General features: G+C 63.8%; 18 protein-coding genes and 1 pseudogene. 9 read left to right on the forward strand and 10 right to left on the reverse strand.

What is annotated here, in order from left to right; genetic code table 11:
- Window positions 1-20: 20 nt before the first annotated feature.
- From AB0A65_RS03105 to AB0A65_RS03140, 8 genes and pseudogenes are all read right to left on the reverse strand, one after another.
- On the reverse strand, window positions 21-446 hold the full coding sequence (locus AB0A65_RS03105; protein WP_359945340.1) for a hypothetical protein: 426 nt from the start codon (window positions 444-446) through the stop codon (window positions 21-23).
- On the reverse strand, window positions 443-703 hold the full coding sequence (locus tag AB0A65_RS03110; RefSeq protein ID WP_359945342.1) for a hypothetical protein: 261 nt from the start codon (window positions 701-703) through the stop codon (window positions 443-445). Before AB0A65_RS03110 ends, AB0A65_RS03105 begins: the two co-directional genes overlap by 4 nt.
- 5 nt (window positions 704-708) lie before the next feature.
- Window positions 709-1,416 carry a peptidoglycan-binding domain-containing protein gene (locus AB0A65_RS03115; RefSeq protein ID WP_359945345.1) on the reverse strand — a complete coding sequence of 236 codons (708 nt, stop codon included), beginning with the start codon at window positions 1,414-1,416 and terminating at the stop codon, window positions 709-711.
- A 221-nt stretch (window positions 1,417-1,637) separates the two neighbouring features.
- Complete coding sequence (locus AB0A65_RS03120; protein ID WP_359945573.1) at window positions 1,638-1,829, reverse strand: hypothetical protein; 192 nt, start codon at window positions 1,827-1,829, stop codon at window positions 1,638-1,640.
- A 50-nt stretch (window positions 1,830-1,879) separates the two neighbouring features.
- Entirely contained in the window at window positions 1,880-2,230 is a 351-nt protein-coding gene (locus tag AB0A65_RS03125) for a hypothetical protein (protein ID WP_359945575.1), read from the reverse strand.
- Between the two features lie 163 nt (window positions 2,231-2,393).
- Window positions 2,394-3,113: pseudogene (locus AB0A65_RS03130) on the reverse strand (DNA cytosine methyltransferase); the annotation flags it as partial.
- Complete coding sequence (locus AB0A65_RS03135; RefSeq protein WP_359945348.1) at window positions 3,061-3,573, reverse strand: hypothetical protein; 513 nt, start codon at window positions 3,571-3,573, stop codon at window positions 3,061-3,063. The gene AB0A65_RS03135 and the pseudogene AB0A65_RS03130, both read right to left, overlap by 53 nt.
- Window positions 3,574-4,297: 724 nt before the next feature.
- Complete coding sequence (locus AB0A65_RS03140; protein WP_359945351.1) at window positions 4,298-4,570, reverse strand: hypothetical protein; 273 nt, start codon at window positions 4,568-4,570, stop codon at window positions 4,298-4,300.
- Window positions 4,571-7,156: 2,586 nt separating this feature from the next.
- On the opposite strand from AB0A65_RS03140, the gene AB0A65_RS03145 reads away from it, so the two are divergent.
- The 9 genes from AB0A65_RS03145 (at window position 7,157) to AB0A65_RS03185 (ending at window position 13,860) form a co-directional block, all read left to right on the forward strand.
- Window positions 7,157-7,531, forward strand: a complete 375-nt coding sequence (locus tag AB0A65_RS03145; RefSeq protein WP_359945354.1) for a hypothetical protein — start codon at window positions 7,157-7,159, stop codon at window positions 7,529-7,531.
- Window positions 7,532-7,920: 389 nt separating this feature from the next.
- Window positions 7,921-8,250 carry a hypothetical protein gene (locus AB0A65_RS03150; protein WP_359945357.1) on the forward strand — a complete coding sequence of 110 codons (330 nt, stop codon included), beginning with the start codon at window positions 7,921-7,923 and terminating at the stop codon, window positions 8,248-8,250.
- A 71-nt stretch (window positions 8,251-8,321) separates the two neighbouring features.
- Window positions 8,322-8,762: a hypothetical protein gene (locus AB0A65_RS03155; RefSeq protein WP_359945360.1), complete on the forward strand. Its 441-nt coding sequence runs from the start codon at window positions 8,322-8,324 to the stop codon at window positions 8,760-8,762.
- A gap of 72 nt (window positions 8,763-8,834) precedes the next feature.
- Window positions 8,835-9,422, forward strand: a complete 588-nt coding sequence (locus AB0A65_RS03160) for a hypothetical protein (protein ID WP_359945362.1) — start codon at window positions 8,835-8,837, stop codon at window positions 9,420-9,422.
- A gap of 68 nt (window positions 9,423-9,490) precedes the next feature.
- Window positions 9,491-10,000, forward strand: a complete 510-nt coding sequence (locus AB0A65_RS03165) for a hypothetical protein (RefSeq protein ID WP_359945364.1) — start codon at window positions 9,491-9,493, stop codon at window positions 9,998-10,000.
- A 1,411-nt stretch (window positions 10,001-11,411) separates the two neighbouring features.
- Window positions 11,412-11,930 carry a hypothetical protein gene (locus AB0A65_RS03170; RefSeq protein ID WP_359945366.1) on the forward strand — a complete coding sequence of 173 codons (519 nt, stop codon included), beginning with the start codon at window positions 11,412-11,414 and terminating at the stop codon, window positions 11,928-11,930.
- A 76-nt stretch (window positions 11,931-12,006) separates the two neighbouring features.
- Complete coding sequence (locus tag AB0A65_RS03175; protein ID WP_359945368.1) at window positions 12,007-12,615, forward strand: hypothetical protein; 609 nt, start codon at window positions 12,007-12,009, stop codon at window positions 12,613-12,615.
- Window positions 12,616-12,633: 18 nt separating this feature from the next.
- Complete coding sequence (locus AB0A65_RS03180) at window positions 12,634-13,212, forward strand: hypothetical protein (protein ID WP_359945371.1); 579 nt, start codon at window positions 12,634-12,636, stop codon at window positions 13,210-13,212.
- A 141-nt stretch (window positions 13,213-13,353) separates the two neighbouring features.
- The gene (locus AB0A65_RS03185) at window positions 13,354-13,860 is read left to right on the forward strand and encodes a hypothetical protein (protein WP_359945374.1); all 507 of its coding nucleotides are present in this window, start codon (window positions 13,354-13,356) and stop codon (window positions 13,858-13,860) included.
- A gap of 115 nt (window positions 13,861-13,975) precedes the next feature.
- On the opposite strand, the gene AB0A65_RS03190 is transcribed toward AB0A65_RS03185, so the two are convergent.
- Window positions 13,976-14,209, reverse strand: a complete 234-nt coding sequence (locus AB0A65_RS03190) for a DUF397 domain-containing protein (RefSeq protein ID WP_359945376.1) — start codon at window positions 14,207-14,209, stop codon at window positions 13,976-13,978.
- Window positions 14,206-15,177, reverse strand: a complete 972-nt coding sequence (locus tag AB0A65_RS03195) for a helix-turn-helix transcriptional regulator (RefSeq protein ID WP_359945379.1) — start codon at window positions 15,175-15,177, stop codon at window positions 14,206-14,208. The genes AB0A65_RS03190 and AB0A65_RS03195 overlap by 4 nt, the downstream gene beginning before the upstream one ends.
- Window positions 15,178-15,516 lie beyond the last annotated feature (339 nt).

Consider the following 15,516-nt stretch of genomic DNA (forward strand, 5'->3'; position numbering starts at 1 on the left):
GGGCGGGCTCCTTGAGGGGGTCAGGAGAAGGCCGCGTCCACCGCGCCGTCGTCGTCGGGCTCGGCCTTCTCGCCCTCGATCACCGGGGCGTACCTGATCCCCACCTTGGATCTGTCCACATGGGAGAACAGAAGGCTGTCTTCGAGGGGCTTGATGGTGCGGGCCAGCTTGATCAGCAGCTCGGGGTCGCCGCTGGCGGCGTAGTAGGCGTCCTTGAGCGGGAGGAGATCGCGGATGCGCTGGATGTCGGTGACCTGGTAGAGCGCGGCCTGCGGGCTCGACATGACGCTGATGAGCCACTGGCGGGTCTTGTGCTTCAACCTGCCGAGGTCACCGAAGTCCCAGTCCGAGCGGGCGTGGGGGATCGCGGCGAGGTCGACGGCCGCGGTCTCGGCGAGGCTCTTGTGGCGGCCGAGCTTGCCGTCTTCTGGCTTGGGGTGGGTCACCGGTTGACCAGGGCGATGATCGCGACGACGAGGGACCCGACTGCGAGGAGCGTTGCGGCCGTGGGAATCGCCCACAGCCGCCGCTCCATCTGGCGGAGACGGTCCTCGTGGTCGGCCAGGTTCTCCTGTGTGGTCTCGTCGGCATCGGAGATCCGGGAGAGTTCACCGCCGAAGCGGCCGAGGTCCCCGCGCATCGACACGACCTCGTCGTAGATTTCGCGAGCGCCGATGGTCACGGTGCCGAGGTCCTCGGGCATCGGCGTCAGCCCTTGACCAGACGGGACCAGGTCTTCGGGCCGATAATGCCGTCCTGGACGAGGTTCTTCGCCTTCTGGAAGAGCTTCACGGCGGCGACCGAGCCGGAGCCGAGAATGCCGTCGATGCCGCCGGCGGACTTCAGGCGCGCAGCGGGAGCGCCGCCGTAGGCCAGGATGAGGGCCTGGGCGCGGCGCACGGCCGAGCCGCGCGAGCCCTGCTTGATGGAGGGGAGTTCGGACACGAGCTTGGCAGTCCAATTCGTCGAGGGGGTCTGGGGCGTGGACGGCTTCGAGGGCGCGTCGTCGAGGTCGGCAATGCCCCACGGCGAGGCGTTGTCGTACGGGCCGGTCGAGCGGCCGTCCGGACCGGTACCCACCGAGACGTGGACGTGAGTGCGGTGGGGGTTCGAGCCGGTGTACTTCCGCCAGCCCTCGCCAGCGCGGGCCCTGGACCAGATCTGTCCGTTGTGGATGACGTACTTGACGGCGGGGTGCGGGTGGGCCGCGAGGTACCGCGCGAACACGTCGAGGTCGAGTCCCCGATCGCCGAGCACGTCGATCGCGCAGACGACGCCGGAGGCGTTGGGGTTGTGGTCGGAGTAGCCGTTCTGGTGGTCCTCGTCGCCGATGGACCACACGGTGGTCCCGGGGTGGACGGTGCGAATCTCGGTGGTGAGGACCTGGAGGGCACGGGCGAGACGCCAAGAGGCCAAGGGGATCTCCAGGAGGAGTGCAGAGGGGGGAGGCCCCGGCGCGGGTGAAAGGAGCGAAAGCCCCGCGCCGGGGTGTCCGGTTTCGCCTGCTCACTGGCAGGTAGTCACGCCCAGATCCGGACTGGCGCTAGCCGCGTGCGCTGGGCCCCGATGCCCCGAGGGGAGGAGGGCACCGGGGGCGCGGCAGAACGGGGCGGCGGTGTCGGGACGCCGCCCGGGAATCAGGAGGGGAGGGCGAATCGGTCAAGCAGCTGGGGCGGCGCGACCTTGAGCAGGCCCCGGATCGCCGAGGCCGCTTGCTGCGGGACGACGCCGTTGCCGAGGATGCGGAGTTCGGCGGTGCGCGCGAGTCCCCGGCCGGTCACGTGGCCGGGCTCCAGGCCCATCAGCCACTCGACGAAGCGCGGTGCCAATCGGGGGCCGTTGCGTCCGGGCTCGGTCGGTTCGGGTGGTCGACGGCCGGTCACGTCGGCCCATCGGGCGACTGCGGGCCCGTATTTCCCCCAATCGACCTCGCCGCGTCGGTCAGCGTCGGGCCGTGACCCCATGCCGGGTTCGAGCCGCTGGAGCTTTTCGCGTCGGTCGCGGTCGGCGTCGGCAGCAGTACCGCCGAGGGGAGCGTCAGGTCGCCCTTCGAGCCGCGCTGTCGAGGCGAGCCCTTCGCGCCGTCCGTCGCCCGCGGCGTCGGCAGGAGCGACAGCGAGCACAGCTCGGCCTGAAGGCTCTTGCCGTGCTTCCCGGCGAGCTGCGAGGGAGTCGGCTTGTACTGCCGGTCCTCGTTCGCCGAAGCCCGCGGCGTCGGCAGGAGCGTCACCGCTCCCGCTAGCAGCGGCGCGGTCCTCGTGGTCGTGCGGCCATGGGTCGCGTCCGGGGTCGGCAGGAGGCTGATCGCCGTCCGCAGATCCGGGCCGCCCGTCCCGTGGCGTCCGTGCCCATGAGCATCCGAGGTCGTCGGGGTCGGAAGGCCATGCCAGGGCGAACCACCTGTTCCGCTGGTGCGCCGCCCCGATGTCTGAAGCGCGTAGGCACGTCCATGCGAGGTCATAGCCTGCGTCGGCCAGCGAATCGGCGACGGGATCGAGCCCTCTCCGCAAGATGGCGGAGACGTTCTCCAGGACGATGAAGCTCGGTCGAAGGAGGCGAATTCCCTCCACAATGTGCGGCCAGATCCAGCGGTCATCCTCGGTTCCTCTTCGCTTGCCCGCGTTCGAGATCGGCTGGCAAGGGAAGCCCGCCGTCATCACGTCGACTGCTTCGACCGCGTCCCAAAATCCGGGGGCGGTCAGATCGCCGTGGTTGGGCGGTTCGGGCCAGTGGGCGGCGAGGACGGAGGCGGCGGCCTGGTCGGTCTCGGCGTGCCAGACGACCTGGCCGCCGAGCACGTCGAGGACGGCGAGGTCGAGGGCGCCGGAGCCGGAGCACAGGGAGCCGATGCGGAGCGGGCGCGGCGGGGACCGGGGGGTGGGGTGTGGGGAGTGTTGTTCCATGTCAGGGGGAAGGGGTGCGGAGCTATTCCGCACCCCTTTGCGGGGCCCGGCCGCCGCGCCCGTGGGGGCGGCGGCGAGGCGGCCGGGCGGGGTGCGCCCCGATGGGGCTGCGACAGCCCGAGCACGAGGGGTGTGCGCTCGGAGCCGGGCCGCGAAGTCACGCGCCGCAGTCGGCGCCGAGGACCTCGTCCGGGTCCTCAAGGGGTGCATCGGGGGCGGGTTCGAGGGGGCGGGAGCGCCACTCGCGGGAGCAGTGGCTGGCGGGGGCGAAGTGCGGGGGCAGGGCCAGGCGGGTCCACTTCTGGTCCTCGACCCAGCCGGGCACGAGGCCACCGATCGTGTAATCGGCCTCGATCGTGTCCACGTACAGCGCCCCGAACTTCAGAGTGCGGGCCAGGGCGGTCACGCCGGTCATGAGGTCCTGGGCGACGCCGGGCGTGCCGAGCGCGAGGACCGCGACGAGCTCGGCCGCCCGGTAGGTGGGCCGCTCGCCGAGGTCGCCCAAGAGCGCCATGCCGTGGATCGTGTCGGTCCTGTCAATCGCCGCGAGTGCGGCGACGAGCCTACGGCCCTCCAAGCGCGGGGCGAGGAACTCGCCGACGCCGCCGAGATCGGCGACCGGCACGGGAACGTACTCGATCGCAGGAGAATCAACGGCAGTGACAGTCATCAATACGCGAGCCCCTTCAGTGAGCCCCGGTGCGAAGAAGACGAACCGCGGAGCGGTTCGGATTCGAGCGCCGGGGCGAACATGACCCCGCAGCGAAGCGGAGGGGTCATACGACGACGGACAGAAACCGGAAGCACCGGAGTGAAAATCTCCTCCGGCGCAGGGCGCCGGAGCGAACGAGTACGTCGGCCAGAAGATCCCGACCGCCGAAGCGGTCGCCTCGCGCACACGCGCGTCACGGACCCGAGGAAGAGACTCGACCTGCAACGGAGAGAGTGGAACTCAACGGCTGTCCCTTTGAAGGGTCAGCCAGAGGAGTACCTGTTCAAGAGGTTCTCTTCTCTCCGGGAGGAGTCTCGTTCAGTTATTTTCAGTCACCAGCCTTCAAGGGCTGGTTCTGAAGAGAAGATCTGGAGAGCGAGGAGGTCGCTCGCGGGGCTCGCTCTAAGACCCCTACCCCCTGTATCCCCCTCCCCCGTTCTCTGCTCTCACCCCTTGATGGTGTGCGATGGCGCGGGCTTTCGACGCGCCGGGCGGAAATGTGGGTCGGTTCACCCTCGGGCGCATACGATCCCGATGTATGAGCAGCTCCATCACCCTTGAGTCCCTGTGCTTCCCCGGCGTCCACTCGGGGTGGGCGGGGCTCGACAACTGCCTCAAGCATCCGATGAGAGAGCCACGACCTCCGCGACTCGCACCTGTTCGCCCGTGGTGCCGAAATCCGCTAGCGCTCTGTGAACGGACGGCCCAAGATCTCACTGGCCTCACGCATGACCGCCTCGGCGACAGTGTGCGCGTCGGCCTCGGTGTAGTACAGCTCAGCGCGGTAGGGCCCGATCCCCGGGTGGTCGAGACGCTCAACGTACCAACGACCACGATCCTTAACCCGGCCGACGCGGACGATCGCGTGGTCCCAGTTGTAGAAGCCTTTCGACTCCCAGGCCCGTCCACCGGGAAGCTGGCCGAACAGGATCGCCGAATACGCTTCTTCAGACACCTGTACGAATTTACCTGATCCGCATCCAGTGGAGTACGCGGACCGCTTCACGTACTGGCGTTAGGATCGGCCGTTTGGGTCGAGCTGCCCTCGTTGGCCGACGGGGAATCAGATCGCGCAACCGGAAGGGAGCCCGGCAGTGCCCGGAGGATCTCCGCGCGCTCCCGAGGCTTCGTTCCCCTGAGAGCGATCGTTGTGATGTAGGCCCGGCCGAGTACCGGGAGCGCCGCAGTGGCGGCCACCCAAGCGCCGAAGTCCGAGAAGTCCATCCGTCAGTTGTATCCATGGATCTCGGATTCGACCGAGCCAAATTGGCCCGCCCGTGGATAACTCCCGCGGAGGCGGTCGCCGCCGCGGTCGAGGGCCGTCTACCGAGCGGCGGGCGAACAACGCAAGGGCGAGCACCGCAAGCGCCTTCAAGATCTCCGCCCGATGCTCAGGCTTCGCTCCGTGGAGCGCGAGTGCCGCAACAAAGGCAATCACGACAGCAGGAACAGCAACTATCAGCGCGATCCAAGAACCGAAAGTGGTGGGGGTCATACGACCATTGGACCGGGATAACCCTAGATCCGCCAGTCGTTCACGCGGTGCGCTTGATTACTTCCAGGCCAGCAATGTATTCCCTACATAACACAGAGTGGTCTGACGTTGGCGAGGAACTGCGAGCCAATCTAGCTCCCTTTTGGGTTTCGCACGCCCGCGAGCGCGTCATGGCGCCGGACCGACCGAGGCCGGACTCACCGCAGAGAGTTCCTGGGGGGTCGCCTCCCGCCGCCAGACCGGGATCAGACCCGGTAGCGCCCGAAGAATCTCAGGTCGCTCCTTCGGCTTTGTTCCGCGCAGGGCCATCCAGAAGATGAAGGCACGCACGAGGGCTGAGGACATGACGGCGAGGGCGATCCAGAGGCCAGTGGAGTGGAAGTCCATGCACCCAAGTAGAACCCCACCCTGTCTCCATCTGCGAGGGGTCCGAGATTTAGCCCGGGAGAAATACACCGGATTCAGAATCTATGAGTTTTACGACCGAAACGCGAACTTAGCTAGGCGCATTTTCAGTTGTACTTTTGAGAAACGAGGCTGGGGTCAACTAGTTACGGCTGCTGCTCGAAAATTTGGAGCCTCACGCGCGCCCGCGCGCGAGAGAGCGATGAATCCCCAGATAAAGACCCATAGAACTCTCCTCGGCGTGAAATAAAACACCAGGCACAGGGTGAATAGCTAGGCCGCTGCGGACGAGGTTTAGAGCGCGAAGGGGTTGTCCCCCTGGTCCATATATGCCCGATAGAGATCACTTTGACTCATTCACACATACATGTCCGTTGTGACGAGACATGTTGAGAGTGATGATTGATTCGTGAATGGTGAATGAGTTCAAGAGTGGAGAGATTAGTTTTATTTCTATTTCATGCTTGATTCTCATGATTGAATGCATTAATTATGTAATGCATGAATGAATATCTAATATGAATTAGATAATAGTTAGTGCGATCCTATGTGCATATGAACTATTGGGGGGATATGTTCTAGGGCCCTTGCAGTGAACCCCCTTGCACCCCCTTACGGACCCCCTTGCAGTCGAGCGGCGCCGCCGGCGCGCGCTCCCCTCGACCTGGCAGACGCCCCCGCCGGCGCGGCTACGCCGCTCCCCTGGTGACCCTGGGCGGGCCCGTAGCGCGCTGACTAGAGGGAGACATGGGCGCGACCTAGGCGCGCTCCCGTGGCGCATTGCGCCTACCCGCTGGATACCAGCCACGCATCATCCGTTCGGTGGATACCTACCTAGACATTCGGGCAAAACCACGCCTCATATGTTGCATACATGAGCGCTCATGTGTGAGCATCGAAAGGCGCGGGGCTCCCGAGTTTCGCGAGCTGTACGGGCCCGGTCTAGACGACGAACACGCGCGGCACGTTGTTTGAGAACTCCACAGGGTGTTTGACCAGCGAATACGCCACTTTCCTAGCCGTTCGAGTCGCACACGAGCCACGCGGCCTAGCCGCGCGTGTGCGCGCTCTTTCGGTTATGGACAGAGAGGAATACCCCTAATGGCTATGTCTCGTAAGCACTTCCGCGCTATCGCTTCGATCCTCGCGGGAGCGGACTTGACAGAAGATCAGCGTAAGGAGCTGATCGAAGAATTCGGAATCATGTGCAAGCGTGAGAACTCGAATTTCCAATGGTCCGTTTTCGAGGACGCGTGCCAGCCTGCGAAGTGACCCTAACGGGTGAGTGAGACACGGAACGGAATTCCGTTCCGTGTCTTTTCTCTCTCGGATTAGGAACACGAGAGGGAAAACGCAATGACATATGAAATGCGCGGGTATTCGACCACTTTTAGTGGATTCACTTTCAAATGGTGGCCGTATATCGGCAGAGGCAGGTATATCAACGTCTTTCACGGATCGAAGTTGCAGCCCGTAGCGGTTATCTCCGTTTGGGATAACGAGCGGGACCGAACTACGGTCACGTCTTACGACGAATTCATTAAGCCGTGCGTCGACTACGTCCGTAATGCCTAGTTGGTTATTGGCTCGCGTCTTGCACGTGAGCCGCTATCCGGATTAGGAACACGGAGAGGAGAGGGAATGAAGATTCCCGAGGGCTACCGTATGCGCGAATTTTGGATGCGGATTGCCTATAACGAGTCTCTTACCGAGACTACCCGCGCGTTCGCGATGCGGGAAATGAACCGATGCGCATACGAGAGCATGACTTATCGCGAGGCTGTGCTCATGGTATGGGCAGAGGAGCGGGAGCACTGGACTTACGAAGACGAAGACCCGCCGTCTCTCTGGCACGTGATTTACCACGTAACAAACACGGTTGTACTGGACTACGGAGTTCTGGGCGGGTACCCGTTTGAACATCACGGGGACGCGCTCAGCGACGCTTACCAGATTGTCTTGCGTCATTGGGCGGAACGACACGGATGGAATATTCACCCGGATTTTATGGACTAGCTCCAATCCAGTGAGTGAGGCACGGACCACGCAACGGTCCGTGCCTTTTCTCTCAGGATTAGGAACACACGATTTCACGAGCCCAATCAATGGTCAAGCGGTATTCCCGAGCGGGAAAATTGAGGGAGGATTCCCGATGCTCTATGAAGTACTGAAAGTTTGGTCCGATGGCACTCGCTACTTGGTAGCCGAATACGCCACAGCGCGACGCGCATTTGAGCGTGTCGACAAGCTGAATCGGGAACGCACACCGGAACAGCGTGAGCAAGGCGAGGACGGTACGCCTCAGCTTGAATACCTGATTCGGGTTCCCTAACCGTTCGCATGACTCGTGAGCCGCAAGGCTCACGAGTCGTGTCCTCGGATTAGGAACACGAGAGGAATCGAGAATGGAAACCAGCAAACGCGTCAAGCGAACCTATGACGCATATCTCGAAATGTACGGGCACGTCTATGGCAACATGTCGGACCCGATACGCCGCGCGGAAGTAGTCGCTTCCTTGCGGCAAAGGGACGCGCTCCAATTGGCGTCAGCGCGTCGCGAGTGCCGCGCGATCATCGGGAGAAAGTCGACACTGACGCTGATCTGTGATCGTCGCGTCAAGGTCTATCAGATTGAAAAGTGCGCGCATGTGCGACCGTGGAATGTTATTCGGTCGGATATCCATGATCTTCGGATGATCGATAACGAGCTGAAAAAGCGCGGCGTGTCCGCCTAGGCGAATGTTGGTGAACCCGAGGAATCGGGTTCGCTTTCACTCGGATTAGGAACACGAGGGAAGGCAATTCAATGGAATTCGACACTCGCGAAATCGTCGTAACCGAAGAATACGACGATATCCGCGAAATCATCAATGGCGACACGGTCACCGTGAGTGTGTGCGAGGTCTATCGGTCATTCGTCGACGAAACCGGGGAATGGATGGATGGGGACGCGCGCGACTTGCGTGCGCCCGTATGGCACGTCTGGGCTGTCGAACCCGCATCGGAAGGCGAACACGAATCGCTGAACGAAGCGGTTAACCAGATCATCCGTGACGCTGAGGTCGACTCGCAGGACGGACTAGAGCCATCGGGATACCCGATCTCACCGAAGGTCGGGGATCACAGTTGGGTTTCCGGCCACCACTGCGAGGACGGACACGAGACGTGTACCGAGTGGAGCATTCGGGTTCACGGCGTCTCAGAGAAAACCCGCGCTGACGTGTGGCGATACCTCTCACGCTGGTAGCGGCCTAGTCGGTTATTGGCTCGCGTCTCGCACGCGAGCCGCTATCCGGATTAGGAACGGAGGAATGCCGAAATGGCAAAGAAGATCGATACGCCGAAGTTGTGGGAGCTGTGGCGCGACCCGGAAGGCGTCGCGTTCGATCCGACGCAAACGGGCATGTTCGCAACCGACCGGTTCGCGCTCTGGGACTTGTCGCGACTGCCGTTGGCAGACGCGAAATTGGTTCCGGACCTGCGAGGTTTCTACTCGGTTGGGAAATCGCGTGTCGCGCTCCACACGGGGCGCAGGTTCAACGCGGTGCGCTCGGGACACATGGCGGACAAGTTCGCCATGTGGTCCGCCGAGAAACCGGGGCGCGTCTGGGAGCCGCTGACACACACCGTGTGGCGTCACCGCGAACACCGGGTCTGCCTGAGCGCGAGCGGGCCCGTCCTCGTGACGGATGCGTTCGTGACGCTCGCAGAGCGGTTCGGACCGCTCTGGCTGTCCGTCTGCCACACGGGCAAGGAATTCCCGAAAGTCAAGGTCACGTGGCTAACTGAGATTTCCGAAGCCCGGAGCGTGGAAACGGTGGTCGGGTTCATCGAACCGGGCAAGGTCCCGGATTCGGATGAGGTTCGGGCCGTCCTCGGTTCGATCGGGGAAGGCGTCAAGCTCTAGTCGGTTGTTGGCTCACCCGGGGGACCGGGTGGGCCTTCATCCGTTTAGGGACAAGGGAAGGGGTAACCGTGCCGTACATCTTGGAATTGGCACCGTTGCGCGGAAGTGCTGAGGCAGAGCAGGGACGCGAGCATGTCGACCTTGCAGCGGCTAAAGCGTTCGCGATCGATTACGCCGCCGGACGGATGCCGTTCCGGTCGGACGGGGAACGGGCGAACGTCTGTGAACCGCTGGAGTCGCTTTCGGAGGCGCACCCGGTCACGGTCGACGGGGTCCGGTACTCCGTTCGCCCCGTGGTCGCTACGTCAGTCCTCACGATCGATCACGAGCTGAGGACCGAAGGCGCGACCGTGTACTACCGGTGCCACGGATGCCGATACGACTACGTCCGAGGCAAGATCACGGCCGTTGAGTACCGTTTCGGCAGGTGGCACACCGACGTGATGTGCTCCCAGTGCAAGGAACCCACGCAAGGGCTGTACGCCGAAAACGCGCTCTGGGCGCGACGCTACCCGTCGCACTTCACCGGGGCGCACTTCGATATCAACCAGCGATGCAAGGCGTGCGGTTGGCTGTAGAGACGAACCCGCACGGCTGACGCCGTGCGGGTTTTTCTCTGCCCAGCGGGAGCCGCTGGGAGCCTCGCAGCGGCCCGAACGGGCCCGATCGCGAACCCTGGTCAGCCTCTCGGGATACGAGCGGCCTAGCACTCAGCTAGGCCGCTTTTTCGTTGCCTCACAGCGGAAGACGCCCGAGTGACACGTCATTTGAGGGCCCTAGCGTCGATTCTGAGGACCCTAAAGCGTTTCCCGGTAGGGCGGGAATAGTCCGAAACGGGAGAGAGGAACTGAGGCGGACAGCCTGAACGGGGCGGCGCCGTCGGCGGGAGCGATCGAGCCCGTCGAATGGAATCGTGCATTTGGGAAATATGCCATTAATCAGATTCGGACATATAGTGATATGAATGGCATATGCACTACATCATCCTAATAGTGACCTATGGCACTTATGTCACATAAAGGATCTGAGCTTGGGGGCGGGGTCGCGCGCACATAGGGACCCAGCAGCTTCTCTAGGTGCCTGGCAGGTTCCCAGGGTACCCGGCAGGTTTCCAAGTGCGCGAAGCCCTCATTCGACCAGCTCGGGCCAATGCCAAGACCCTCCGACTTTCTCGGTTTCATCATGCGGCACATGGTGATTGAAGGAGAGGCCGCCAGGGTTGAGGACGGCCGGGCTCAACGTCTCGGCCGCGGCGTCATCGACTCGCGTCACCGTCGCCGCCCGGCACTCCGAAGCGAATTCGCCGTCCGGCGTTCCGTACGAGACATAGCGGACCTGGCGGCTGATGCCCGGTCGCTGACTTCGATGCTCCGACAACGGGAAATCTCCTGAAATCGTGCGACATCGCGCCGCAGGATCAACTCCGACGATACCGAAGCTCTGGCTTCCCGGTCGCGTCAAGCGGTTCGAGATACGGTCACCCGTGCCCGGCTCCGGTCTGGCATTGCGGGGACCACCCCTCCCCTCGACACCCCACCCCGGACCCCTCCCCCAGGCACACCCCCCTACCCCGGGCACCCCACCCCGGACTCCATGACCTACCCGAGGAGCCCCGGGTGACGCGGCGCCGGCCGCGCCCGCGGCGGCCTCGCCCCCGCCGTCTCCCCGCCAGTCTTCCTTCGGTGGTGGAACTCGCAGAGCGCCTGCAAGTTGCTCAAGTCGTGGTTGTCGCCGGGGTCGATGTGGTCCACATCGGTCGCCGGGAGCCCGCACGCTTCCCCGGTGTCGGCGCGGCGCCACTGGCACCGCCGCCGGTCCCGCTCCATGGCGAGGCGGCACCGCAGCGGCCAGTCCGCCGGGAGCCGCTCCACGCGCCCTGAAGGGCGCTCTGACCAGCCTGAATACAAACATCTCACCCCTGAATTGCATACATGAGCGCTCATGTGTAATCTACGAAGACCGGATTAGGAACCGAGAGAAAGGACAGACATGTCTGCAATGCGAGTTTCAAAGGGCTGCATCGACATCCTCCTAACCGCGGCGATGTGGAAAGACTGGCGCCACGACCTCCACAGCACCGACCCGCTCGCCTGGGAGGTCAATGCGGAGGACGGCACGGTCACGCGCCACTACTTCGACAACTGGGAGCCCGAGCCGGTCGGGACGATGCTCGACCTGGCAAACCGCGCGACCTACGCAGGTCGCTACGGCAAGGCCGAGGTCGAGGGAGAGACGCCCTACCGCTTCACGCGCGTCAAGAGCTGCAACCCGGCCACCACCGACAAGGAGCTGATCCCGCTCCTCGTGGCCTCGGTCGCCAAGGAGATCCGGTTCTACGAGTACCAGAGCAACGAGGGCCGCGGATGGGAGGAATCCGAACCGTACGCCTTCTGCCAGGCCCTCCGCCAGCACGTCCTGTCGTTCCTGTGGGAAGGCGTCGACTCGATCCCGTGGGGCGGGTACCCCGCCTACTACGACCGTTTCACCAGGTCCGGACCGCTCTCCTAACCCGAGGTCGGCGCACCGCCTCACGCGGTGCGCCCTCCTCCGGATTAGGAACCGAAGAGAGAAGGAGCACAACCCGATGGGTTCTCCCGCACAGATGACGCTCAACTTCCCAGGGGAGAAGAGCACGCACTTCTACCTCCACTGGGGATCGCCGCACTACCAGATCCCCAACATGGCCGCCTTCGTGTTCGAGACCTGGTCCAACGGCCTGGCCTGGAGCCTCGATGGCTACCGCTCCTACGTCGAGGCCCTCAATATCCAGGACCTCCCGACCGAGGACGGCCCCGCCCGCAAGGACGCCCACAAGTGGGGCGTCGAACACAGCTACACCTACACGTTCACCGCAGACGGCCAGGTCTCGTTCTCCTACGCCCACCGCCCGATCGGCGGCGACGGCTTCGCCTCGGTCGACGGCGGCGCCGCCCGCCTCGACCTCTACCAGGCAGCGCTGCGATGGAGACGGGAGCTGCGCACGAACGTCTACGGACGATTCCTCCGTAGCGGGGAGCGGTCGAGCATCGAGGACTACGACCTCGCCCTCCTCGAATGCGAGTTCCGCATCGCCAGCGAGTCCCGGCCCGGCGTCACCGAGTCGATCTCGTCCCGGACGTATCACCGCAACCACCAGTGCATTGACGCCGGTTGCGGTCGGCCGATCACCCTCGACCCTGCCGACCAGTCCTAACCGAAGGAGCACCCTTCCATGATCAGCGAAGAGACCCGCGACCGCCTTACGCAGAGCGCCCTCGACCGTCTCAGCGTCAACGTCCACCACGAGCACGGCGTCACGCTCGCCGGCGTTGTCGTCCCTGGTGAGTTCACGATCCAGCTCACAGCCTTCGACATCGTCCCCAAGTCCGGCGAGATCAAGGCGCAGCGCGCGCTCGCGCAGCTCTGCCTCCTTGCTGACGCCCGCCAGTACAGCATCGAAGGTGGCGTGAACCAGTTGTTCCCCAGCTTCGAGGACCGGTACGAGCGCGTCTACACCGCGTTCGGCTTCACCGCGCCGGACGGCGGGCTCCGCCCGTTCGCATTCCGGAGGGAGCCGGACCCGAGTGGCACCCACGAGCACCGGACCCGGCGAGTTTCTGCCGTCGAGGTCAAGACCGGCGACATCGTCCGCCAGGTCGTCATCGACCGCCACGGCTCGGTCCAGTGGCACACCGTTAAGCGGACCTCGCACCACCCGTACGGCGTCGCGCACATCGAGTTCGAGTCGACGACCGGGTTCTACTGGACTCTCCCGGCGCAGCGAACCGTGACGATCGAGGACCTCAACTAGAGCACCGAGGGGCCCGCTCCGGCGGGTCCCTCCCCCCACCGGAAGGAGTCGACCGTGTCCGCGACCCCCACCATGACCGAAACCCTCATTCCCCTGCTCGGGTACCCTGAGTCCGAACTTGGACCAGGAGAGGGCACGTCAGTGAGCGAGGGCAAGCCGCGGATCACCGCCGAGGAACTCGCCGCGCTCGACGCCGGCACGCTCAACCGAAAGGACCTCGCCAAGCGCAAAGGCGTCTCGGTCCCGACCATCGGCCGATGGCTGAAGGACCCCGCAGCGCCCGTCGCTTCCAAGACCACGATCGGCCCCTACTGGCCGTGGAAGGTCGAGAAGCAGCACCAGAACTCGCAGCCCTACAACAAAGGCTTCGATCACTTGCGATACGTGATCGAGGGGCCGGACAGCCTCCCTGAGAAGCGGCTGCGAGAACTCCACCTCTGGTACGCGACCGTCAAGGAGAACCGTGAGGTCCTCGCCTACCGCCCCGACGCCCCGCCCACACCGTGGCGCGTCAAGCACGGCGGTTTCGAGTACCTCGAACGCGAGCCCGAGGACGAGGACCTCCTGATCCGGGTCCCCGACCCGGAGTGGTGGACTGAGGAGCGTCGGGCCGCCTGGCGGTTCCCGAAGGACCTCCCCGAGGAATAGATTGCCCCGGCTAAACGGCCGGGGCTTCGTCGTATCCAGAGGTCGACGTGGCTTCTGGGGGATGCACAAAGCGCGCTCCCCTACGGTGGGGAGCGCGCTCGAAGTCTTCGGGCGGCTAGGCGATCTCGCCGGACTTGATCCCGCTGAGCAGGTCATCAAAGGTGTTGGGGGACAGAGAAAAGCGCGGCGACTCGTCTCCGAGTTTGGAGTCACGAAGCTCGAAGCCATCGCGGATGCTTCGGGCCTCGACGCAGTTGTTGCCGTTGCCGTTGTTGCCGCTTCGACTGCTCTTACGCCATCCCTCGCCAGCCTGGAGCGCTCGTGTGCTCTCTGCGTTGTGGCTGGTCATTTCGTCACGTCCTTCAATTTAGCCTTGAGGAGGTTGGTGCTCTGGGCTTCGTCCAGGGCATCAGCATCCCAGAGGGTCTGGAAGTCCTCTGCCACCCAGTCTATGTCAGGGGATTCTGCGTAGACCGTTCCGGCCGGGCTGTCGGTCGCTACGACCGTAGGCCAGTCGTTCCGCATTTCAAACAGGGTATGACCTGTATCGAGGCCCATGCCGATATGCCTCCAGGCGCCGCGCGGGAGCACCCTCAGCTCAATCTGCGGCAGCTCGGCCGTTGAGATCAGGTGGCGGATCTGATCCGCCATAACAGCAATTCCGCCGACCTGATGGTCAAGCACGGTCTCCAGTATCAGGACCCTCACCGCTGGCCCTGCTGGCCCTTGAATCAGCTCGCCTCTGACCTGGCGAGTGTCAAGCCATCGTCTGACCTGATCCGGGTTCTCGTCCTCGGCTTTGACATCGAACAGGGCACGGGCGTAGCCAGAGGTTTGGAACAGGCCGTGAACGACGGTGGTGCTGAGGATCAGCATTCGATGGGCGTTCTCCTCCAGCCAGATCAGGTTCGCCAGCCCGCTTGCGACTCCATGACCATCTGCCCAGCCTCGCTGTGTAACCTCCTGCGCCAGCTTCAAGAGGCTGGCTCGCTTCTTGAGGTCGTTGAGACGATAGAGGTCAAGAAGACCGGGCAGTTCGTCGATCGATACAGGGAACTCGCCGCGCTCGAACCGGGAAACGACTCCGCGCTGTTTATCCAAGAACTCAGCCACGGCCTGAACTTCGACGCCCGACGCCTTCCGAAGTTCTTGCAGCTCCTTGCCAAGCCATCGAGCCCTGATGGTGGGAGTCTTTCCAACTGCTTCCACGAGCGACCCCTTCCGGTAGGTGGTCAGGATACCTAGGCCGAAGAGAATGGCCCGCGCCCCGGAGCCTACCCTAGGTGCTACACGAAGCAAAATCTTTTGATGTTTCATAGCCATGCTACGTTGCGCATCAGATAGTGATGTGCCATCATCAAGACGTGGCGCTAAGCACAGCATGAAGCATCCGCCACATGTGACATAGCCCTAGTCGGGCGCTGCTCGCGGTGCCGGAACCGCTTCCTTGGTGGGACGGGACGAGGCGGGCTCGGCACTTAGCGCCGACTGGCCCGCCCGAGGACCGGGATCGGCTCGGGCGGGCCGCCTAAAACTGAAGATCACGGACTTGTTCACGCCGCACAAAAAACGGCGGCCCACACCAGCGAGAATCCTCGGCAAAAGTTTTCCTAGCCTGGTGTGGGCCGTCCAGCGGCACATGACGAGAAATGGTCC

The sequence above is a fragment of the Glycomyces sp. NPDC047010 genome (assembly GCF_040644205.1).
GTDB lineage: Bacteria > Actinomycetota > Actinomycetes > Mycobacteriales > Micromonosporaceae > Glycomyces.

What these genes read in the sequence shown, in the direction of transcription:
- AB0A65_RS03135 (WP_359945348.1), bottom strand. Translation starts at nt 3,573, where the DNA reads ATGACTGTCACTGCCGTTGATTCTCCTGCGATCGAGTACGTTCCCGTG.
- AB0A65_RS03195 (WP_359945379.1), bottom strand. Translation starts at nt 15,177, where the DNA reads ATGAAACATCAAAAGATTTTGCTTCGTGTAGCACCTAGGGTAGGCTCC.
- AB0A65_RS03180 (WP_359945371.1), top strand. Translation starts at nt 12,634, where the DNA reads ATGATCAGCGAAGAGACCCGCGACCGCCTTACGCAGAGCGCCCTCGAC.
- AB0A65_RS03155 (WP_359945360.1), top strand. Translation starts at nt 8,322, where the DNA reads ATGGAATTCGACACTCGCGAAATCGTCGTAACCGAAGAATACGACGAT.
- AB0A65_RS03110 (WP_359945342.1), bottom strand. Translation starts at nt 703, where the DNA reads ATGCCCGAGGACCTCGGCACCGTGACCATCGGCGCTCGCGAAATCTAC.
- AB0A65_RS03170 (WP_359945366.1), top strand. Translation starts at nt 11,412, where the DNA reads ATGTCTGCAATGCGAGTTTCAAAGGGCTGCATCGACATCCTCCTAACC.
- AB0A65_RS03145 (WP_359945354.1), top strand. Translation starts at nt 7,157, where the DNA reads ATGAAGATTCCCGAGGGCTACCGTATGCGCGAATTTTGGATGCGGATT.
- AB0A65_RS03190 (WP_359945376.1), bottom strand. Translation starts at nt 14,209, where the DNA reads ATGACCAGCCACAACGCAGAGAGCACACGAGCGCTCCAGGCTGGCGAG.
- AB0A65_RS03160 (WP_359945362.1), top strand. Translation starts at nt 8,835, where the DNA reads ATGGCAAAGAAGATCGATACGCCGAAGTTGTGGGAGCTGTGGCGCGAC.
- AB0A65_RS03150 (WP_359945357.1), top strand. Translation starts at nt 7,921, where the DNA reads ATGGAAACCAGCAAACGCGTCAAGCGAACCTATGACGCATATCTCGAA.
- AB0A65_RS03175 (WP_359945368.1), top strand. Translation starts at nt 12,007, where the DNA reads ATGGGTTCTCCCGCACAGATGACGCTCAACTTCCCAGGGGAGAAGAGC.